The sequence below is a fragment of the Mesorhizobium ciceri biovar biserrulae genome, assembly GCF_001618845.1.
Taxonomy (GTDB): domain Bacteria; phylum Pseudomonadota; class Alphaproteobacteria; order Rhizobiales; family Rhizobiaceae; genus Mesorhizobium; species Mesorhizobium ciceri.
The window spans coordinates 878,849-895,969 of the sequence record NZ_CP015064.1 but is presented as its reverse complement, the minus strand read 5'-3'; the positions used below and the strand labels follow the sequence as shown (position 1 = coordinate 895,969).

At 57.1% G+C, this 17,121-nt stretch carries 9 protein-coding genes and 1 pseudogene; 4 read left to right on the top strand and 6 right to left on the bottom strand.

Annotation, left to right across the window (positions count from 1 at the left end):
- Positions 1-270 precede the first annotated feature (270 nt).
- Both tuf and A4R29_RS04120 read left to right on the top strand, forming a co-directional pair.
- A pseudogene (gene tuf, locus A4R29_RS04125) lies at positions 271-1,436 on the top strand (elongation factor Tu); the annotation flags it as partial.
- Between the two features lie 430 nt (positions 1,437-1,866).
- Positions 1,867-2,502 (top strand): hypothetical protein, encoded by a 636-nt coding sequence (locus A4R29_RS04120; protein ID WP_063171247.1) that lies wholly within the window; start codon positions 1,867-1,869, stop codon positions 2,500-2,502.
- 291 nt (positions 2,503-2,793) lie between these two features.
- Here the strand turns inward: A4R29_RS04120 and A4R29_RS04110 are convergent, their stop codons facing one another.
- Positions 2,794-3,321: a hypothetical protein gene (locus A4R29_RS04110; RefSeq protein ID WP_063171245.1), complete on the bottom strand. Its 528-nt coding sequence runs from the start codon at positions 3,319-3,321 to the stop codon at positions 2,794-2,796.
- Between the two features lie 317 nt (positions 3,322-3,638).
- Between A4R29_RS04110 and A4R29_RS04105 the strand changes: the two genes are divergently transcribed.
- The gene (locus A4R29_RS04105; RefSeq protein ID WP_063171244.1) at positions 3,639-7,115 is read left to right on the top strand and encodes a DEAD/DEAH box helicase; all 3,477 of its coding nucleotides are present in this window, start codon (positions 3,639-3,641) and stop codon (positions 7,113-7,115) included.
- 101 nt (positions 7,116-7,216) lie between these two features.
- Here A4R29_RS04105 and A4R29_RS04100 read toward each other — a convergent pair whose 3' ends face one another.
- The 4 genes from A4R29_RS04100 to A4R29_RS04085 form a co-directional block, all read right to left on the bottom strand.
- Positions 7,217-8,104 (bottom strand): SMODS domain-containing nucleotidyltransferase, encoded by an 888-nt coding sequence (locus A4R29_RS04100; protein WP_063171243.1) that lies wholly within the window; start codon positions 8,102-8,104, stop codon positions 7,217-7,219.
- Between the two features lie 142 nt (positions 8,105-8,246).
- On the bottom strand, positions 8,247-9,095 hold the full coding sequence (locus A4R29_RS04095) for a S1/P1 nuclease (protein WP_063171242.1): 849 nt from the start codon (positions 9,093-9,095) through the stop codon (positions 8,247-8,249).
- A gap of 177 nt (positions 9,096-9,272) precedes the next feature.
- A complete protein-coding gene (locus A4R29_RS04090) occupies positions 9,273-10,145 on the bottom strand; it encodes an HNH endonuclease family protein (RefSeq protein WP_063171241.1) in 873 nt (290 codons plus the stop codon).
- A complete protein-coding gene (locus A4R29_RS04085; protein ID WP_145923727.1) occupies positions 10,142-12,295 on the bottom strand; it encodes an AAA family ATPase in 2,154 nt (717 codons plus the stop codon). Before A4R29_RS04085 ends, A4R29_RS04090 begins: the two co-directional genes overlap by 4 nt.
- 489 nt (positions 12,296-12,784) lie before the next feature.
- Here A4R29_RS04085 and A4R29_RS04080 point away from each other — a divergent pair, with 489 nt between their 5' ends.
- Positions 12,785-16,108: a phosphoribosyltransferase gene (locus A4R29_RS04080; protein ID WP_063171239.1), complete on the top strand. Its 3,324-nt coding sequence runs from the start codon at positions 12,785-12,787 to the stop codon at positions 16,106-16,108.
- Positions 16,109-16,138: 30 nt separating this feature from the next.
- Here the strand turns inward: A4R29_RS04080 and A4R29_RS04075 are convergent, their stop codons facing one another.
- Positions 16,139-16,873, bottom strand: a complete 735-nt coding sequence (locus A4R29_RS04075) for a hypothetical protein (RefSeq protein WP_063171238.1) — start codon at positions 16,871-16,873, stop codon at positions 16,139-16,141.
- Positions 16,874-17,121 lie beyond the last annotated feature (248 nt).

Below are 17,121 nucleotides of genomic sequence, written 5' to 3'. Positions count from 1 at the left end.
TCTGGCCTTGCATCGGACTCTAATAATTGAAAATTGATAGAACGACTCTCCGGGCGGGAGAAGAGGCCCTTCTGATGAAGTCGCCGGTTTGCTGAGGCGTTGCAAGGCTTATCCCCACAAAGGAAGACGTTCGTTGAACTTCCCTTAACCGCTGTATCAGGCAGTAGTAGATTGCCGTCTCAAAAATCGACAATCTTTCGATTTTGGGCTGGTGGAGACCTAGAGAATTGGTGCAGAGGTATTTGGTATTAGAGATTCTGGTGCGGCGGAATGGCTAAAGGCAAATTCGAGCGTACGAAGCCGCATGTGAACATCGGCACCATCGGACACATCGATCATGGCAAGACATCGCTGACTGCGGCAATTACCAAGTATTTTGGCGAATACAAACGCTATGATCAGATCGACGCGGCGCCGGAAGAGAAGGCCCGTGGCATCACGATCTCGGCTGCTCATGTGGAATACGAGACGGCAACGCGGCACTACGCCCACATCGACTGTCCTGGTCACGCCGACTACGTGAAGAACATGATCACAGGCGCAGCTCAGATGGATGGCGCAATTTTGGTCGTCTCAGCTGCCGATGGACCGATGCCGCAGACCCGCGAGCATATCTTGCTGCGCGGCAGGTTGGTGTTCCAGCGATCGTGGTGTTCCTCAACAAGGTCGACCTGGTGGACGACGAAGAGCTGCTTGAGCTGTGCGAACTTGAGATTCGCGAGCTTTTGGCCAAGAACGAATTCCCAGGAGACGACATCCCCGTCATCAAAGGCTCGGCGCTTGAGGCGCTCGAAGGTTCCAACAAGGAGCTAGGCGAATATGCGATCCGCGAGCTGATGGCTGCGGTCGATGCCTACATCCCGACGCCGGTTCGTCCGCTGGACAAGCCGTTCCTGATGCCGATCGAAGACGTGTTCTCGATCTCCGGCCGTGGCACGGTCGTGACCGGCCGCGTCGAGCGCGGCATCATTAAGGTCGGCGAGGAACTCGAGATCATCGGCATCCGACCGACGGCCAGGACGACCTGCACGGGCGTTGAAATGTTTCGCAAGCTGCTCGATCAGGGCCAGGCTGGCGACAATTTGGGACTGCTGCTCCGAGACATTGACCGGCAGGACGTGGAGCGCGGCCAGGTTGTCGCTAAACCAGGATCAGTTCAACCGCACCGGAGATTCACTGCCGAGGCCTACATCCTGACGCGAGAAGAGGGTGGCCGCCACACACCATTCTTCACAAATTACCGTCCGCAGTTTTACTTCCGCACGACCGACGTTACCGGCATCGTGTCGCTTCCGGAAGGCACAGATATGGTGATGCCTGGCGACAACATCACTTTTGATGTCGAGCTCATCGTGCCTGTTGCTCTTGAGGAGCGTCTGCGTTTTGCCCTGCGAGAAGGTGGCCGCACCGTCGGAGCCGGGATCGTTTCGAGTGTCGACCGCCGTGCAGTTGTTACCGCTTCGCCGGGCGATCTCGCAACTACAGCCGCCCGGTCCGGTTCGAGACGAGAGCCGAGGATCTCGTTCGATGAGATGTGCCGCTTGGTGCGGGACGCGGTAGACAGTGACGATCTTATTTCGGAAGAGTTCGTAACGTTGTCGAAGATTGCCGACCAGATCGGAACGTCGGAGCGAGACCGGGTCTTGATTGAAGCGGTGATTTTCATGACGTCCTCGGAATCGGCATTGCTGGAGGTTCAGGGCGTCTTAAGGCAGCCTGGGCAGGAGGGCATCAACCTGTCGCAGAACCAATTTCGAGATGCGTTGGTGAACAATGCAATTGTCCATCCACGCACTGGCGAAACGGTCGAAAACGCCCAGAAGTATGTCTACCCAATATTCGTCGTCAGGAACCGAAGGGTGGATCATGTCAGACACTGAACTGTCTTTGGCCGACCTCTTGGCGGTGGCCAAGCCGCTCTGCGGGGGAAGTTGGCTCAAATACCATTTCGCAAAGACGCATAAAGACCGCCTAGCGGCTTTGGAGGGAATTCTGGAGCATTGCTACAACTTGCTCATCGACAACCGGCAGCTGAAGAAGAACTTGCCCGAAGATGAGCTAACGGTTCAGATTGTAGACCAGCTGAAAATGCTTCACATTCAAGCAACCAACGATGAAAGGCGCGGCGGTCACTGCGACATTCTTGTAAGGGCCAGCGACCACTTTTTATGGATTGCGGAAGCGAAAATCCATCATGACTTCCTTTGGCTGAAGAAAGGATTTGTCCAACTATCCGTCCGGTACGGTGTCTCCCTCCGGGGGCGAGACAATGGTGAGCTGCTAATCTACTGCCGCAACAAGGATGCGGCGGCTGTTCTTCGGGCATGGCGGGACATGGTTCTCGGCTCGTATGAAGGTGTCAGCATTCTGGAGGACGAGATCGACACGCAGCTCTATTTTCGCACTCGTTATCCCTGTGAAACGAGTGGTCTGCCATTCAACATTCGGCATCGCATTGTCCCGATGTATTGGCCCGGTTCTACCACAAAGGGTGTCTCCTGAGGAGGTGGATCCAATCCATAATCTGATGTGGTTGAGGATATCTCAAAGCCGTGAAGACGGCGCCGTTGATCGCCGGCGGCGACACTAAGTTCTGGTTCAACTGCTCGACCGCCCGCTGAGCTACCAAGCCCCTGAAGCTCTGGCAGAAAGTTGAAGGGTCCTTCGGATCTGGCGGCGTCGCACCTGCGGTCGCCGCGAAAGAAGCCTGCTGGATTCCGACCCCAAGGTCATCCCTGCCAAGCATCATCGTCAGCCGTCATTGCTCCCTCCCTCAGCGGCGACGCATGCCGTTTAGGCTTCCTGCCAGGCGGTGAGCAGCGGGCCCCCGCGGCCATAGACCGGGTCTTTGTCCGGGCGTCGGACCTTCGGGATGGCACGTAAAGCCTCCGCATGCTGTTCGGCGCTCCGGCATAGATCGTAGGTGCCGAAGGGCGGGTAAGCTCCAACGACCAGGAGATCGGCGGATGACGAAAGACGTTGATGGCCCGTGCCAGCTGGCAGGATCGCTATGTCTCCGGACTTCACATTAAGCACCTCGCCCTTGTCGCCACCGAAGCGGATCTCGGCAGTGCCCCGCGCAATTCCCAATACCTCATGGATGCGCGAATGGTAGTGGACATAGCCAAAGATGCCGTTCTGCCAGCTGTCGCCCCAGCCGTTTGAACTGAACAAATCCTCAAGAACGGTCGCCGCATCCGCATCGGCCGGCAATGTCACGGCGCCCGGATAGACGAGCATCGGCCAGCGCGCATTGTTGGGTACCATGCCATCGTCGGCAAAGCGGAATGTCAGTGGCTGTTGGTTGTTCACACGTGTCATGCCGGGGCGCTAGTCCGCTGTGATCCGCAAAACATTGCTGTGAAACCTGCTGCGGGTTGATACGCCCGCAGAGAAGAGCCTGGTCACTTCGGATTATGCCCCGCACCTATGGGTAGGCAAGTCCACCGCCGTCAATGTGGCCAGCAAGCAGGGACGGGCGCGCAAGGGGCGGCAGCCACGAACTGAAGTGCCGCATTTTAATTGTAAAGAAGAAAAACATCGGATCAAAAAATAATCTAGGCATCAATTCTTCCAACTAATTCAGCACAATGATAGTGTTCCTTCAAATCATCGGGCAGCGTTACTAGGGGGCTAGATTGGATCTGGAGGACTTGCTCACGCCAGATGGCGAGACGGACAATCCGTCCATCAGCAGGCAAGGCGGTCGAGTCTGCCTCGACAAGGACGCGATCTCAAAGGCGGGATATAGACTGTTCGAGAAGCTATCGGGGCAGCTCGACACACACGACTTTTGGACCGCAGCCCCTACCCAGAAGAAGTATCTCCCCGATGTCGGGCTTTGGGCCCCACAGCGTCGCGCAGTTGGTCTTTCTCTCGCCTACCTCGCCGCTCGCCGCACGGCAAAGGAAGGCGCGGGCGCTGCCCTTGTCAAAATGCCAACTGGGACGGGCAAGACCGGCGTAATCGCGACGCTGGCATGCGCCGTCGAGGACATCAAGCGAACGCTGGTCATCACACCGCGTCGAGCTCTTGTTGATCAGATGTTGGCCGACCTTCACACACGCCTCTGGAGTCGTTTTGGTCTGATTTATTCCGGTACCGAGGTCCGCGCGCGGGCAGTAGGTGATGCTGACGTCGGATCGCGGGCGATAAAGGGTCCAGTCTGGCGATTGCTACCGAGTGATGCCGCCACCCTGACGACGATCGCCGACGATCGGATCGTGGTGGTAGGCACGTTCGCCGCTCTCGAGCAGATACTTCGACCTGACCGTCCTGCACATCGCCTGAGCGGCCGCCGCCCGTTGGGTGGGGACGAGATCCCCCCCGATCCTGAAGAGAACGCCGACCTCAAAGAGCCGGATCGCAAGAAACTGGTTGCACTGTTGAAGAGCTTCGACCTCGTGATCGTAGACGAAAGCCATTACGAGCCAGCGTTCATCTGGTCTCAATGTATTAGACAACTTGGACTTCCAACCGTACTTTTCAGTGCAACCCCTTATCGTAACGACTTTCGCTATTTCGATATCGACGGGCGCTTCGCATTCAATCTGTCCTACGACGAAGCTAGAAAGAGGCGTCTCATTCGCGATGTCAAAGTCCTGGCAGATGATCCCTCCGCAACTGCTGGTGAGAGCTTCCCAAAACGGCTCATCCGGTTCGCCGATCAGGTCGCAAGGGAAACGAACCCGGACCATCCCGGGCGAGGCCGCATTATCGTCCGAGGAGACACGCACGAGAGTCTGGTCACACTGAGACAGGAGCTTGGCGCGCTCGGTCAGCGCAGCGTTCTCATTCATCACAAGGAGAAGCGGAACGCTGCCGCCCTACGTTTCCAAAACGTAATGGACGCGCTTGCTGCTCACGAGACTGAGGACGTTAGATTCTGGCTGCATCAATGGAAGCTACTCGAAGGCGTCGACGACAGCCGGTTCGGCGGCGTGGCCGTAAGTGAGCCCTTCACGACCAGCCGTGCCGTGGTGCAGCAGATCGGCCGTGTACTTCGGTATGGCGACCGCAAACGGGCGGAGACAGCGCTCGTCATCGGCAGGGAGGGACTAGGTGTCGATCTGGCCGAGCGTTTCGATCGCTACATGTCCTATGAACAGCGATTCAACGCCAATCCAAGTGAAGCCCTTCGTCGAGAGACCCAGTTCTTCGAAACGTTGCGAGCCGCATCGCCAGCGGTGCAATACATATCCGGCGACTTCCGTGACCGGTTCGACCTTGATGACGACCAGGTTGGGTTTGCTGATATTCAGCTGCCCTGCCGCGCCTACGTAATGCGGAACACGGGCGGAAGATCGTTGGACGAGATCGCAGAGGCCTCGCAACTGGCTATGGGCCTTGAGGATCGTCACGACGCCACCATTTTCCGGCCCAGCGGCAGCAAGGATCCGTCGGGACTACGCCTTATCGTCTATGTGTTGTGGGGCAACTCACCGCTGCTCATCCGCCGCGCCATGCCAACATGGAATCTTGGCGTAATGGCGCTTGTTGAAGTCGGGAACCGAATCTTCCTTCTGGATACCGAAGGGCTCGTCATCGACCCTGAGAAGCTTGGCCTCGAACCGGAATCCCCAGAGAAGATGCAGCTCCTTGTGCCAGCCGCCGGTCCCGGGGAGACGTCTCGGGTGACGGTCGCATCGGCCCTCAGTCTCGATATATCGGACATGGGCGTTCGAGCTGCCACGGTAAGAATGCGAGACTTCAGTGAAGGGTTCTATGACCTTGCGCAAGGCATGCAAGCGACTACGTCCGTTCGCGCTTCCATTCGGCGCAAGGGCGCCGTGACTACGGCTTTACGCTACCTGTCGCTGCAGCGCTCTTCCGTATCTGACGGCAGCGGCAAGTACGTGCCGATCGTCGAGTACGCAACCTGGGTGAGTTCCGTTGCCGCCCAACTGGAATCCAAAGACACACCGAGCAGAGCTTTCCAGCGGTTCGCGCAAGCGGTCCCAGCTCCTGCTGCAGGAAAGGCAGTTCCTGTGAACGTACTCTTCGATTTTGCCGAGATGATCGGTGACGGTGGAGAACACGCACCTCCCCATTGGAATACCCATAACGTCGCAGGTCTAATTTCGGCGGACCGGTGTCTTGATGTCGAGCCAGATGGCTCCTTCACGATACAAGTGGACGACCACCTTTTCGACGGCAAGCTAAAGTACGAGATCACCGGCGCTCTACGCCGCCGCGGCCGATATGTAGTAGAGTGCGCCGATCTCGATGCTCATCTCGTGGGTCACGATGTCACCCGCAAGGAGAAGCCACAGCTGCTGTCAGGTATGCTGACCCGGGATCAGGCGTTCAGAGTAATCCCAACGGATCCCACACTCATTTACGCACAAAGGCACTTTTATCACCCCAGAATGTCAATCGACGAGATCGCGAAGAACCCACCGGGCGGACCGTTGGAGTTCCTGACAGGATCCCCGTGGCTCGCGACCGTCATATCCGAAAAGGGCAACGCCAAGTCCGCCATCAAGGAGTGGGTCTCTAGTAGTATTTTCGGAGGCTTCTACGCGCAGGCCGGTCTGGCGTCTCACGGCGCGGCCAACACGAGATATCGCAGCGCCATCCGTGCCCTTGACCCAACGCTAGCTGACCTCCTGGACAAGTTTTCCTTCGTCGTTTGCGACGACGGCGGCACCGAGACCTGCGACTTTATTTGCGTGGATGACGTGGACCCTCGCCTCGTACTTATCCACGCCAAAGTTGATGATACCATCATGAGCCTGAACGCCCTCCAGGCTGTGGGAAGGCAAGCTCAGGCAAGCATCGCCTTTCTGACGCGCATCGAATCCTTTCCTGACCGTACGGCGGATTGGCAGACGCCGGTCACCATTAAGGACGGACAAATCGCTTCACGCGTCGTCAAGGGGACTGATCCGGTTCCAGAGCTTTGGGAGCGCGCCCGCGACGCAGCGCGGTCGGTGCGCTACAAAAAAGAAATCTGGATTTTGGCGGGTAGCATCCTCCAACGTCAGGCACTCGTCGACGAGCTCAAGAAACCGGCCCCAAGCCCTCGCTCGCGTCAGATGATTTATTACCTGGCGTCACTGCAAACGTCAGCCAATCGCGCCAACATCGGCATGCGGATCTACTGTTCCCCTTAGCGGCAAAGTAAGAACGCGGCTTTCAAAATGTTGGCCACAGACTGGCGAAGAAAAGGGTTGCTGGGACCAGTTTGCATCGTGCAATCTCGCTCCGTCGCTGCCTAGGCAGAGAAGCCCCAGCCCATCCGTGGGCCGAGAACCTGGCGCCAAAGGTCCATGGCGAGCTTGTCGTTACCAGTTTTCTGCGCCAAGCGTGCCATGGTAGCGTGATCGGCCACTAGATCCATAAAGTCGTCCCAGTCTTTCTGGGACACATTGGACAAAATGTCCTTGCCGCGCACCGCCGGATCACCAAGCGTGGGCTTTTCGTATGGCCTGTCGCCATACGCCTCCTCTATGTTCTCGAGGAACTGGGCGAACGCCTCACCATAGTGATATTCGTCCGAAGGAGCGTGCGCCGCAGTCAAGATTTCCAGTGAGAAACCCTTGGGCCGCCTGGAGCCAAAGTTCACTCGCCTCCACCATTTGATAAGCTTCACAAGGGGCTTAAACCTGCTCTGGAATTCCACATTCATGGCCGCGCTCCATGCATTGTGAAAGAGGGGATCTGTCTGCATCCATTCCTCGTCCCTTCGATCTGGTATTTTGAATCCTTTTCCAGAACGAATAAGTGGAACAACGTCCACATCTACCAGTGGCATTCGGATGCGCACTGACCGCCTATTCATTCGCTCGACATTATAATTTTCTTGAAGAACTCGCCTTAGGTTTTTCAAAATATCCCGGGGATCGGCGCCGAATCCGTACCGAAGCTCGACATATACGTCGACGTCCGGCCGGAACTCATCGCCGCCTGCAGTGCTCGGGCGGATTGCTGTGTGGCGCGAATAGCTCCCGGCAAGGAAATCCTGGTTCAGCCGCTCCGAAAAAACGGGATGATCCCTAAGATAATTTCGTATCGAATAGTGGGCCTCCGAGGCCGAATCCCTGATCCCTTGCTTGGGCTCGATGTCCCGAAGGAGCTCCTCAAAGCGGCTGTTCGGCAACATGCCTGTCCCTCACTGCCTTTCGTTCCGCACCGGGCATGGAGATCTTCATTCAAAGATCACGTCGACAAATCCCTTGCCTTCCCTGATCCGCTCCTTGGATCCCGCCTAGCCATGGTCATCGCCATTTCGTCGCCGCTGCCCACTATCCGGGTTGCCCCACCGTACACCCGCCGCTCGCAAAGGCATCGTTCAACAATTTTGCGAGCCTTAGACCACCCCGGCCGAGCTGCTCATCGAGAATTGGAAGGTTCGACCTCCTATAGGCATCATCGAGCACAATGTTGGCCGGGACGGACTCGATTATGTCGACCGCGAGCTTGTGGGTTTCATTTGCCCAGTCGATGGTTGTTCCGGAGGTTGCCACCGGGACGTCGGCTGTCTTTAACCAACCATTTTCCAACCGGTCCTCGTAGGACCCCCAAGACCATGCCGTCTTGTCGATAAGACCGGCGTCCCACGCAGCATGGAGATTGCTATTGAAGGGGAGATTGCCATTGACGCCCTCCTGCGTCACCAACGTCACGCTAATACCGTTGCCGCCGCCTTGATCGCCGATCGTATGCAATGGTTGATGCAAATCACCGACAAGGTGGATCAGGAATTTTAGGGCACGCCGGCGATCATCGAGGGGCTGTGATGGGCAAGCGACGACAGCAAGCTGCCTGTCGATCGCCGCTATCAGACAATCGCCCAACGCGGCGTCAAGGATACAATCTCGAGACGCATCGTAGGCTGTCGCTGCCCCGGGAATATCGACGAAGTGCCATCTGGTGGTCGCTTTGTCTCGAACCCGCTCATCATCTGCCCAACTGGCGAGCGAGGCTAGCGACGTTCCGGCTCCAAGCAGGTCCGAGGAACCTTTCAATGCCACAGCGTCCAGGCGCCGTTGCGCGATTTCGGCAATGATGGCGTGCCCGGACGGACCCCACGCAAGTGCTACACTTCTTGCGGAAAAGACAAAGACAATCGCTAGAATGATACGACGCAGCATTGAAGCTCCTCCTCGCGCCAAGCTAGTTGATGAATATTGATCGAAATAACCTCGCAATCAAGCAGACCTAAGCTCCTCAACACAAAGTTTTCTGACTTTCCAGCAATAGAAGTTTTCATTGGGCCGATCTGGCGCTTTGTGGACTGGCAGCGTTGACAGCGCTCAAAGCGGCGAGGGTTAGATCTTTAGGCCAATCGGCTCGAGCTCACTTCGGACAGCCGCTCGAATCGCAGCGGACCATGGGGCGGAGCGCTGCACATAAGGTTTTAGGCAGACCAGAGCCTCTTCGATGTCACCCTGCACACTATCACGGTGCACGCCAGCGGGGAGATTTTGCAGCTCCTGGAGTTTCTTGCGCGCAAGCCGAGCCCATGCCATCGCCAGCATCATCCGTTCAGTTCTCAATTTTACCAGCAGTGAGCGATTGAGGCCCACGATCTTAATGGTTCCGTCTGCGCGACGGAACGCGTCAGAGTTTTTGTCCCGTTCACGGGAAACAACCAGACTCTCACCCCTGCGGACCTCGAAAGCAAGGAGATCGGGGCAAGCAGGATCACAGGGGTTTAAGAGCACAGGGGATTCGTCGCACTCCTTGCCCTCTGCGGTGGCGCGCTTGGCCTCGTCAAGCAGTGGAAAGTAGTCGGCCTTGCCCGAAAGCACCTCTTCACCGCTTTCTGCAATTTGCTGCCAGCGCGCGCTGTTGCAGTCTGTGCAGGACGGAAGCAGATTTTCCCACGCAGCCGCCAGCCACCAATATCCGGTCATCTCCGTTCGGGGCGCCTTCCTGACGACGATGCGCCCCTTCGGTCGGTAGTGCTCCACTGCAACCGGCGCGGTGGCGGCGTAGCTGCTCTCGCAATAAGCGCACTTGTGGCCAGTGAGAGCGTTCACGGCGTCGCGCACATCCGGTTTGCCGTAGGCCGTGAACTCGAAGCTGCCGTTGGCGCCATTGGCGAAATGGTCCCTGGCACGCTCCAGCTCGGTCTTGCCGTGCTTGTCAACGCCGTCGAGATTGGGCTCTTTCACCTTGGAACGATCAATGTAGATCATGCCTGATCCCAAATAGCTTGGAGCCGGCCGATAAGGACTGGGTCAGACCGGACAGGGGGAGTGACGTCCGCAGTCTTCGCCAGGTAGGAGTCGATGGCCTCCAGCATCAGCCGTTCACGATGGTTGGAGCCCAACTGTGACTTGCCCTCCAAGCGCTCCCTCACGGCCTCGAGCGTGGTTTGCTGGTCGGATGAGAGGCCATCACGAGCGAGCAACTCATAGTACAACTGGAAGTCAGCCTCGATCTGCGGGTCCAAGGTGCTGTGCAGGCCAAACGCCTCTGACTGCAACAGCTGGTCCACTCGCAGCCCTTCCACGTCAGGCAGAAAGTTGGCCGGGACGGCACCGAGCTCGCCGTCGCGAAGCATCAGCCGCACCTCGCCATTCCGCACGCCTCTCAAAACCAGAGGATCGTGAGTAGTTATGATGAACTGCACCTGCGGGAAGGCAATGCGCAGAGCGCCCGCGATACGCATCTTCCAGCGGGGATGCAAGTGGGACTCCAATTCATCGAGCAGCACGAAGCCCTCGGCAGACTCCGGCGTATCCCAGCGGGAGAACAGGACCTGCAAGATGTCGCAGGTGATCCCCACGATCGCGCGGTAGCCGGCCGACAGCTCATTAAGGGTGGGGGAATCCCCATGAACCTGGAAGCGGACATACCGCCCGGAGCGGGTCATCTGAGCCGCCTGATCCTGCAGCAATACGGTCTTGAGCACCCTCGCGACTGCGTTGAAATGCTTTTCGGGAAGCGACCTCAGCCAAGGGTGCGGGTTCGGCAGCCGCGCGACCTCGCGTGTAATGCCGGCGATGTGTGTAGGTCTGGTTTCGGGCGAGCCGCCTTCCAGGGTCAGCGGTGCCAATGAGATGGACGTGGAAAGACTACCTTGCCGGCGCCCCGGGACCCTGAGTGCCCCGTAGGCGAGCACGAGAGCAGTTGGGAGCTCGGTCCCGGTGAAGTGCGGCTCGGAGCGCGAGAAGTTGAGGATGGCAGGCTGCTCCCGATCCCAGAATTCCAGACGGACCTCTCCACCGGCGGCGCGTCTGTGCAGGACGTCCCGTGGCTTGATATGCCGCCCCGCCGCCTTCGCGCCCGCCAGCGCCAGCGCCACAGCCAGCAGCACAGTGCTCTTCCCGGTTGCGTTTTCGCCCAGCAGCACCAACCAGGGCGACGGCTCTCCGCTGCGTGGCTCCGGCAGGTCAAGCGTCAAGTCCCTCAGCATGCGGAAGTTGCGGATCCGGATCGATTTGAGCGGTCGCGACTCAAGGCGGAAGGATTCCTCTGAGGTCTCACCCGTAGCAGCGTAGCCGCTTGCAATGCCCGACGGGGACGCGGCATCAGCAATTGCCGTCACAGGCGCATCGGCCTGGTCGAAGAACCCAAGAGCCTGGAGCTCCGAGCGCCGCCTAGCCACGAAGGCACGGGCCACTGCCGTGTACTCCGTGTCAGGTCTGAGCTCCCCGGAGAGGCGCGCGATGAGAAGTTGGCGCGTTGACGCGCGTGGTGAATCGAGCAGGATAGCAAACACCGAAGCCAGGTTTGCATGCCGCTTCGCACGCGCCTCAACAAGCGCTGGCCGGTTGAGACTGAGGACCTTGATCGTGATCTCACCCTTGCTACTCTTGGGAACGACCTGACCATCGTCAGTGAACTCCAAGTGCTCTTCAGGGTCCTCGCTACAGGGATTGATCAGGAGGGCACGCTCAGTCGAATCTATCACCTCGATTGGAGTAAGGGGAGGCGCACGAACTTGCCCTTCAACTGGGAACAGGTTCTTCTTTGAGCGATTGCAGAGTTCACAGGCGGGGAACAAATTGTCCCACTCGAGGCAAAGCCAGCCATAATGCGGTAAACTTCCGACCCCAGCCAGATCGGTGGCGCCCACACGAGGCCGGAATTGGTCCACAACTCCAGACCAGCTAATACCGATACGGCTCTCGCAGTAGGCGCACTTCTGAGAGAAGGCCTCCTCAAGAACAGGCCGGATACGATTATGGAAACGGCCGGTGCTATCGCCAAGGTCGGGGGTACGCTGGTTCATCTCTGCCGGCGTCAGTGCGTAGTATTCGCGGATCCTGCGCCGCGCGTCGTCAGCCAGTGACCATATGTCTGTTTCGATCGGCGGCTGGCCACGCTGAACCCGGATCATCTTTTCCTCCCGCCACAGAACATCGCAGCCGAAGTCCAAGAGTCAACTCTGTCGCGAGAGCGAAGGCGAGTAACCGGCATCGGCCTTACCTGCCGAGACCATAGACGACACAGCTCTTGGATAACCCTGCGCGGGAACAGCTTGAATCGAATGTCAGCGGCTGCCTACAATGCTCGGCAAGATGTCCAAATGCCCAGAAATGCGGTTCAATAGATTTTGTCAATTTGGGTCGCGTGCCTGCACGCTGAGTTGGGACGGACCTCAAAATATCGAAACAGGCGAGACTTGGCTTGTACGGGATGATTTCGCATAACGGGGTAGCCAAACACCGGTTTTGTTCCATTGCCCGTCGTCTTCGTCATGTCTTTAAAATCGAATCTGAAAATGGTTCTCGATTATCCACACAGACTTGACTGAAACTTGCGGATTGCCGCAAGTGCGTCTTGCTATGTGAAAAATGCGAAATATATTGGCTTCCGGGGGTGGGACATGAATCGGCAATCTGAGCTATTGAGTCAGTTCCCGCCGAGCCTGCACGACAGTATCATCGAGTTCTGGCGGCATGTCTCAACCATCGATGCTGATTATATTGTTTTTTTGGCTCGCAAATCGCTGAGACTTTACGACCTTTTCACAGAATGTGGATTCCCGAGAACCGAACGCGTTGTTCTTTCTGACCATGTGATCGATTTCGCCCCTGAACGCTTTCGTGGAAAGCGCATCGCCCTTGTGGACGATACGCTCATCCTTGGCACGACGCTTCGAAGAACAGTCGACGCGCTCCTGGTCCTGGGGGCGAGCGATGTCTCAGTACACGTGATGTTTGCCGACGAAAAATACTGGATAAAGAGCATCATCGATCCAGACCATATCGGGAGCATTCTGCCGCACGATGTCCTCCTCAATTTTTGCAACGCGTCGGTAGTGGCCCTTCAGACGCGTGCAATTCCCTACCTCACCGATTTCCCCATGTTTCGCCGCCTCGCTGTAGGACCTAGCGAACTCAACGAAATAACGTCGCTGCCGGATTGGAGAGCATATACTATCTCCGGTAGCCGCAGCAGCGACCGAATGTCATCCTACTACTCCCTTCTACCGAGTGACGAACTTAGGGAGCGGTTCAATGAGTTCGTCGCGTACAAAGGAACTCCCGTCGACATCCTCAAGGTGAGGCTTTTCGTTCGGCATAGCCGCACCGTATCTTGGCTGCGGGTCGTTCCAATTGTTACGCTCGCTTCCATCCAAGACGAGGACGCAACCGCGCTGCTCGAACAAATCCTGGACAACGCGACGGAAGGCCGGGCTGGGGCAGCGGGGTTCTTGCCATCAGGTTCCGCTATTGCGAATTTTCGCCATCTTCAATTCTTCTTGTCCCTGATTGCCGGAAAAATACTGGCATCCGACATCGCCGAGGTCGCTGATGTCGGCCGGAAGCTTGAACTGGACCTGGGTGACGGAGCCCGCCATTTTGGTCCTTGGTCCCGTCGACATCTTGTCAATCTGGCGTCGACTGCGGAACTTTTGGCGGAAAAGTTCCAAACGGGCACATCTTCTCCACTCACACCAGAATACCGACAGTCGTCGATACCAGCTCATGAGTACGACATCTCAAGCTCCGATCTGGCCGAGTTTACCGCAAGCCCGCCGGCGGCTCTCCGAGGCAAGGCCGAGGATGCCAATGCATCTCGGTCTAACCTGCTTGTCGATTTGATGCGAACATTTGTCCGCTTCTATTACAAGTATGAGCTGCCGGCGCGCGAGGAGACAAAGAAGCTAGGGTCGGAGGTATTGACTGCGCCCGTCGCGATTGCGCCTCACAGGGACCGGTTAAATTACGGACTGTCCTGGAGCGTGCTTGCAGCTGACCTCTTTCCGAAGGGAAAGCGTCTCACAGCAAGACGACGTGATCTTCTAAGTCTTTCACTGGATCACCTCATCGACTGGGGGATCGCAGTTCCCATTCTGGCTCACCGGGACGGCGTCATCTTTAGGGCGTACAGGCACGGTGAGGATGTGGCCTTCTCAGATCAGGAGATCGCTCTGATTTATGACATCGTCGACGGATACCTCGCCGGCGCAAAAGCAAGCACCGTCGGGAAACTCGTTCTCGAGAAGCTCATGGCGTGCCTGATGCGGGTGGGCGCCGCCAGGGAGTTTCTGGAAGTAGTGCATGGCATACATGGCAATGACGGAGTGGTTCGGATTGGTTACCATTTACACGGCGCAGTACCGTTTTTTCGTACGGCGAACACGTATTTGGCCGACAACAAAGACAGCTGGCTTTCGACCTATGTGATCGAACGCGAGGTTGTCATTCGATCTAACTCGGGAATAGCACTCGGAACAAGGCCCGATGCCGCACTCTACAAGGCCAGCGCAGCAAGCTCCGCGCGCCGGCTTGGCTGGCTTCTCGGAAAGCTCCGCGAAGATCCAGCGATGGGCGACGCCAAGTTCAGCTTGAATGATCTGATCGTTCTGGCCTCGTGTGCCGGGCCAAAGGATCTCACCGGCGCGCTGATTGCAGAAGCACGGATTCTGTCACGCTGGCTTGCCCAGGTTTTGAGGCCTCACGCGAGCCGCTCGCTCGACACGAACGGCTACGCACTCTTGGTGCGTGACGGCCGTTCTGGATATGGAATGACGGCTCTCAATTCCGCAAGACTGAAGTTTAACGCCTATGTCACAGGTCGTTTTGATAGACTGATAGAGCAAGGCGGTAAGGGGCTTTCCAATCTGCCGGAAGGCGATTTCCTTGCCGAGTCTTGGAAGGAGTACTGGATAGGCATCTCTAAGTGGAACGACCGTAAGCAGAAGGAGACGTTTGAGCGGTGGATAAATATCCTTGGTCAAAACTTTTTAAATATTACTATTGATGTCTTTATGATCCTTTCCGCCGCGATCTACGGCCAACAAAAGCAGCCTCGAGAGAGGGACAAGGACCTGCGACGGCTGTTGCGCCAATTCGATGAGATCGTTCCGGTATTTCGATCGAGCGTGAACTCCGGTGCCAGCCACGACACCAACATCGAGCGATTGCGAAAGGCGATGACCACCGAGCAGCCGATCGAGAAGGTCGATGCTGCAATTGCGTTCTCACTGCAACGGCTGGCCATCCATCTTGCAAGTCTTGGCCAAACCGCCAATCAAGCCGCCGACGTCATCGACAACTTCGGGAACATCGGCGAACAGATGACCTTTCCTATCGTCCTATGGTACGACATCATCGACTCTACAGGTCAGAAAGGCGGCCTGACAGGTGACAAACTCGTCGACTACAAGCGGCGGGTTAAAGCTTTCAAGCAGCAGTCGAATGGCGACCTCAGATCGTTGAAGCAGCGAGCTAAGGACTCCGGAGCCACGATCCATGCTACCTACGGAAATCTGGAGTCCGAAGATGATGAGAAGCACATTTTTTTCGGCAATGCGAACACACTCGAGTGGGCATGGGTCACGTTGCAAAGCTTGACTCAGAGAGCCAAAGTCAACGATGTGCGGTTTAGGGCGATACTAGCACCTACAGGGTTTGCGGGCGCTGAACCGTACCGATATGACGCGCGAGCGGAGGTTGAGGGGAGAGTTTTCTGGGAAAACTTCAAGCGGCTGAAGACTGCCCTGAGAACTGAAGAAGACAAGGTGATAAAGGGAGAAAGCCGGGTACTCCCAAGGTCCTGTCTGTGGTTGTGCGAGTGGCAATCGTCGAATATCAGTCTGCCTCCGGAACTCTCCTTCGAGCCGGTACATAGATTCGATGTGCGTGTCGAAATGGATGACTTCGAAACAGTCACATCGGCCGAGGCTGGATGGATCGGGTGACGCGTCAAAGCAGATCGCTCTCCTCTGCGATCACTCGGCTGCTGCCGATAGCTCCTGCTCGCGTTTTTTAATCGCCCTCACTGTGTTTTCGTGTTTCCTTGAAATGCTGTTGTTATAGATCCACTCGGCTTCCGTCCAGAACGACACGATGGCTCGGGCAAACCGTTTGAGGTCCTTCACCTCCAGCACAATGTCGAGCCGGGCGGGAGATCCAGCCGAATCGTCAAATGGCATCGGCGGGGATGCGGGTATTGGCGTGCAGAACTCCGGAAAATTCGCTTGAATGGCCGCCGACGCCCGGCCTTCGCCGTGACGGCAGAAGTTGCCAAGCAAGTTCAGAAGGTCAAGGTCGCGATGCACCTTGAAATGCGAGAAAGGCAGCTTCCGGAGTTTAAAGAACTGTAGCTTCAGATATTCCCAGTCTCTGCATTGAAGCTTGCCGGCCAAGCCAGCCTGATCCTTCGCAATTTCGCCGGCGCACGCAATGAGGTAGCTGCGGAACTGCTGTTCCCACATGGACTGCAGGGACAGACAGAGCGCACTCAGCGTAACCGCACGTAGGTCTTCCATATCCGACAGGTCGAACATCGCAACTGGGTCCTGCGATGCCCGGAAATGGCCGATTTGCTCGTCGATCGCTCGCATCGAAGAGAGTGCTACACTCTCAAGGAACATCTCAATCGTTCGAACGTGTGCGTAGGTCCCTATATCTGCCTTGCAGTTGATCCAGGTGGGGATCATCGAACTTGTGTAGTCTTCCGGCATGGATCACTCGGCGGGCTGCTGCAACGGCCACGGGCATGGCTACTGCTAAACTACTTTCGCGGCCGTCGTAACCGGCACCTGAGGGTTTGTCGATCCGACCCTGAAGTGCGGCAACTACGGCCTTGCCGGCAAGCCACCGTAAAACAGGTGGATGTCACGTCGCTATCGCGTTGATCGTTCAACCGCTCATCGCTCACCATTCCCGAAGATGCGGTTCAATCGCTCCACTATGGCTTCGTCATTGCGTT

What these genes read in the sequence shown, in the direction of transcription:
- A4R29_RS04095 (WP_063171242.1), bottom strand. Translation starts at nt 9,095, where the DNA reads ATGCTGCGTCGTATCATTCTAGCGATTGTCTTTGTCTTTTCCGCAAGA.
- A4R29_RS04120 (WP_063171247.1), top strand. Translation starts at nt 1,867, where the DNA reads ATGTCAGACACTGAACTGTCTTTGGCCGACCTCTTGGCGGTGGCCAAG.
- A4R29_RS04090 (WP_063171241.1), bottom strand. Translation starts at nt 10,145, where the DNA reads ATGATCTACATTGATCGTTCCAAGGTGAAAGAGCCCAATCTCGACGGC.
- A4R29_RS04110 (WP_063171245.1), bottom strand. Translation starts at nt 3,321, where the DNA reads ATGACACGTGTGAACAACCAACAGCCACTGACATTCCGCTTTGCCGAC.
- A4R29_RS04080 (WP_063171239.1), top strand. Translation starts at nt 12,785, where the DNA reads ATGAATCGGCAATCTGAGCTATTGAGTCAGTTCCCGCCGAGCCTGCAC.
- A4R29_RS04085 (WP_145923727.1), bottom strand. Translation starts at nt 12,295, where the DNA reads ATGATCCGGGTTCAGCGTGGCCAGCCGCCGATCGAAACAGACATATGG.
- A4R29_RS04100 (WP_063171243.1), bottom strand. Translation starts at nt 8,104, where the DNA reads ATGTTGCCGAACAGCCGCTTTGAGGAGCTCCTTCGGGACATCGAGCCC.
- A4R29_RS04075 (WP_063171238.1), bottom strand. Translation starts at nt 16,873, where the DNA reads ATGCCGGAAGACTACACAAGTTCGATGATCCCCACCTGGATCAACTGC.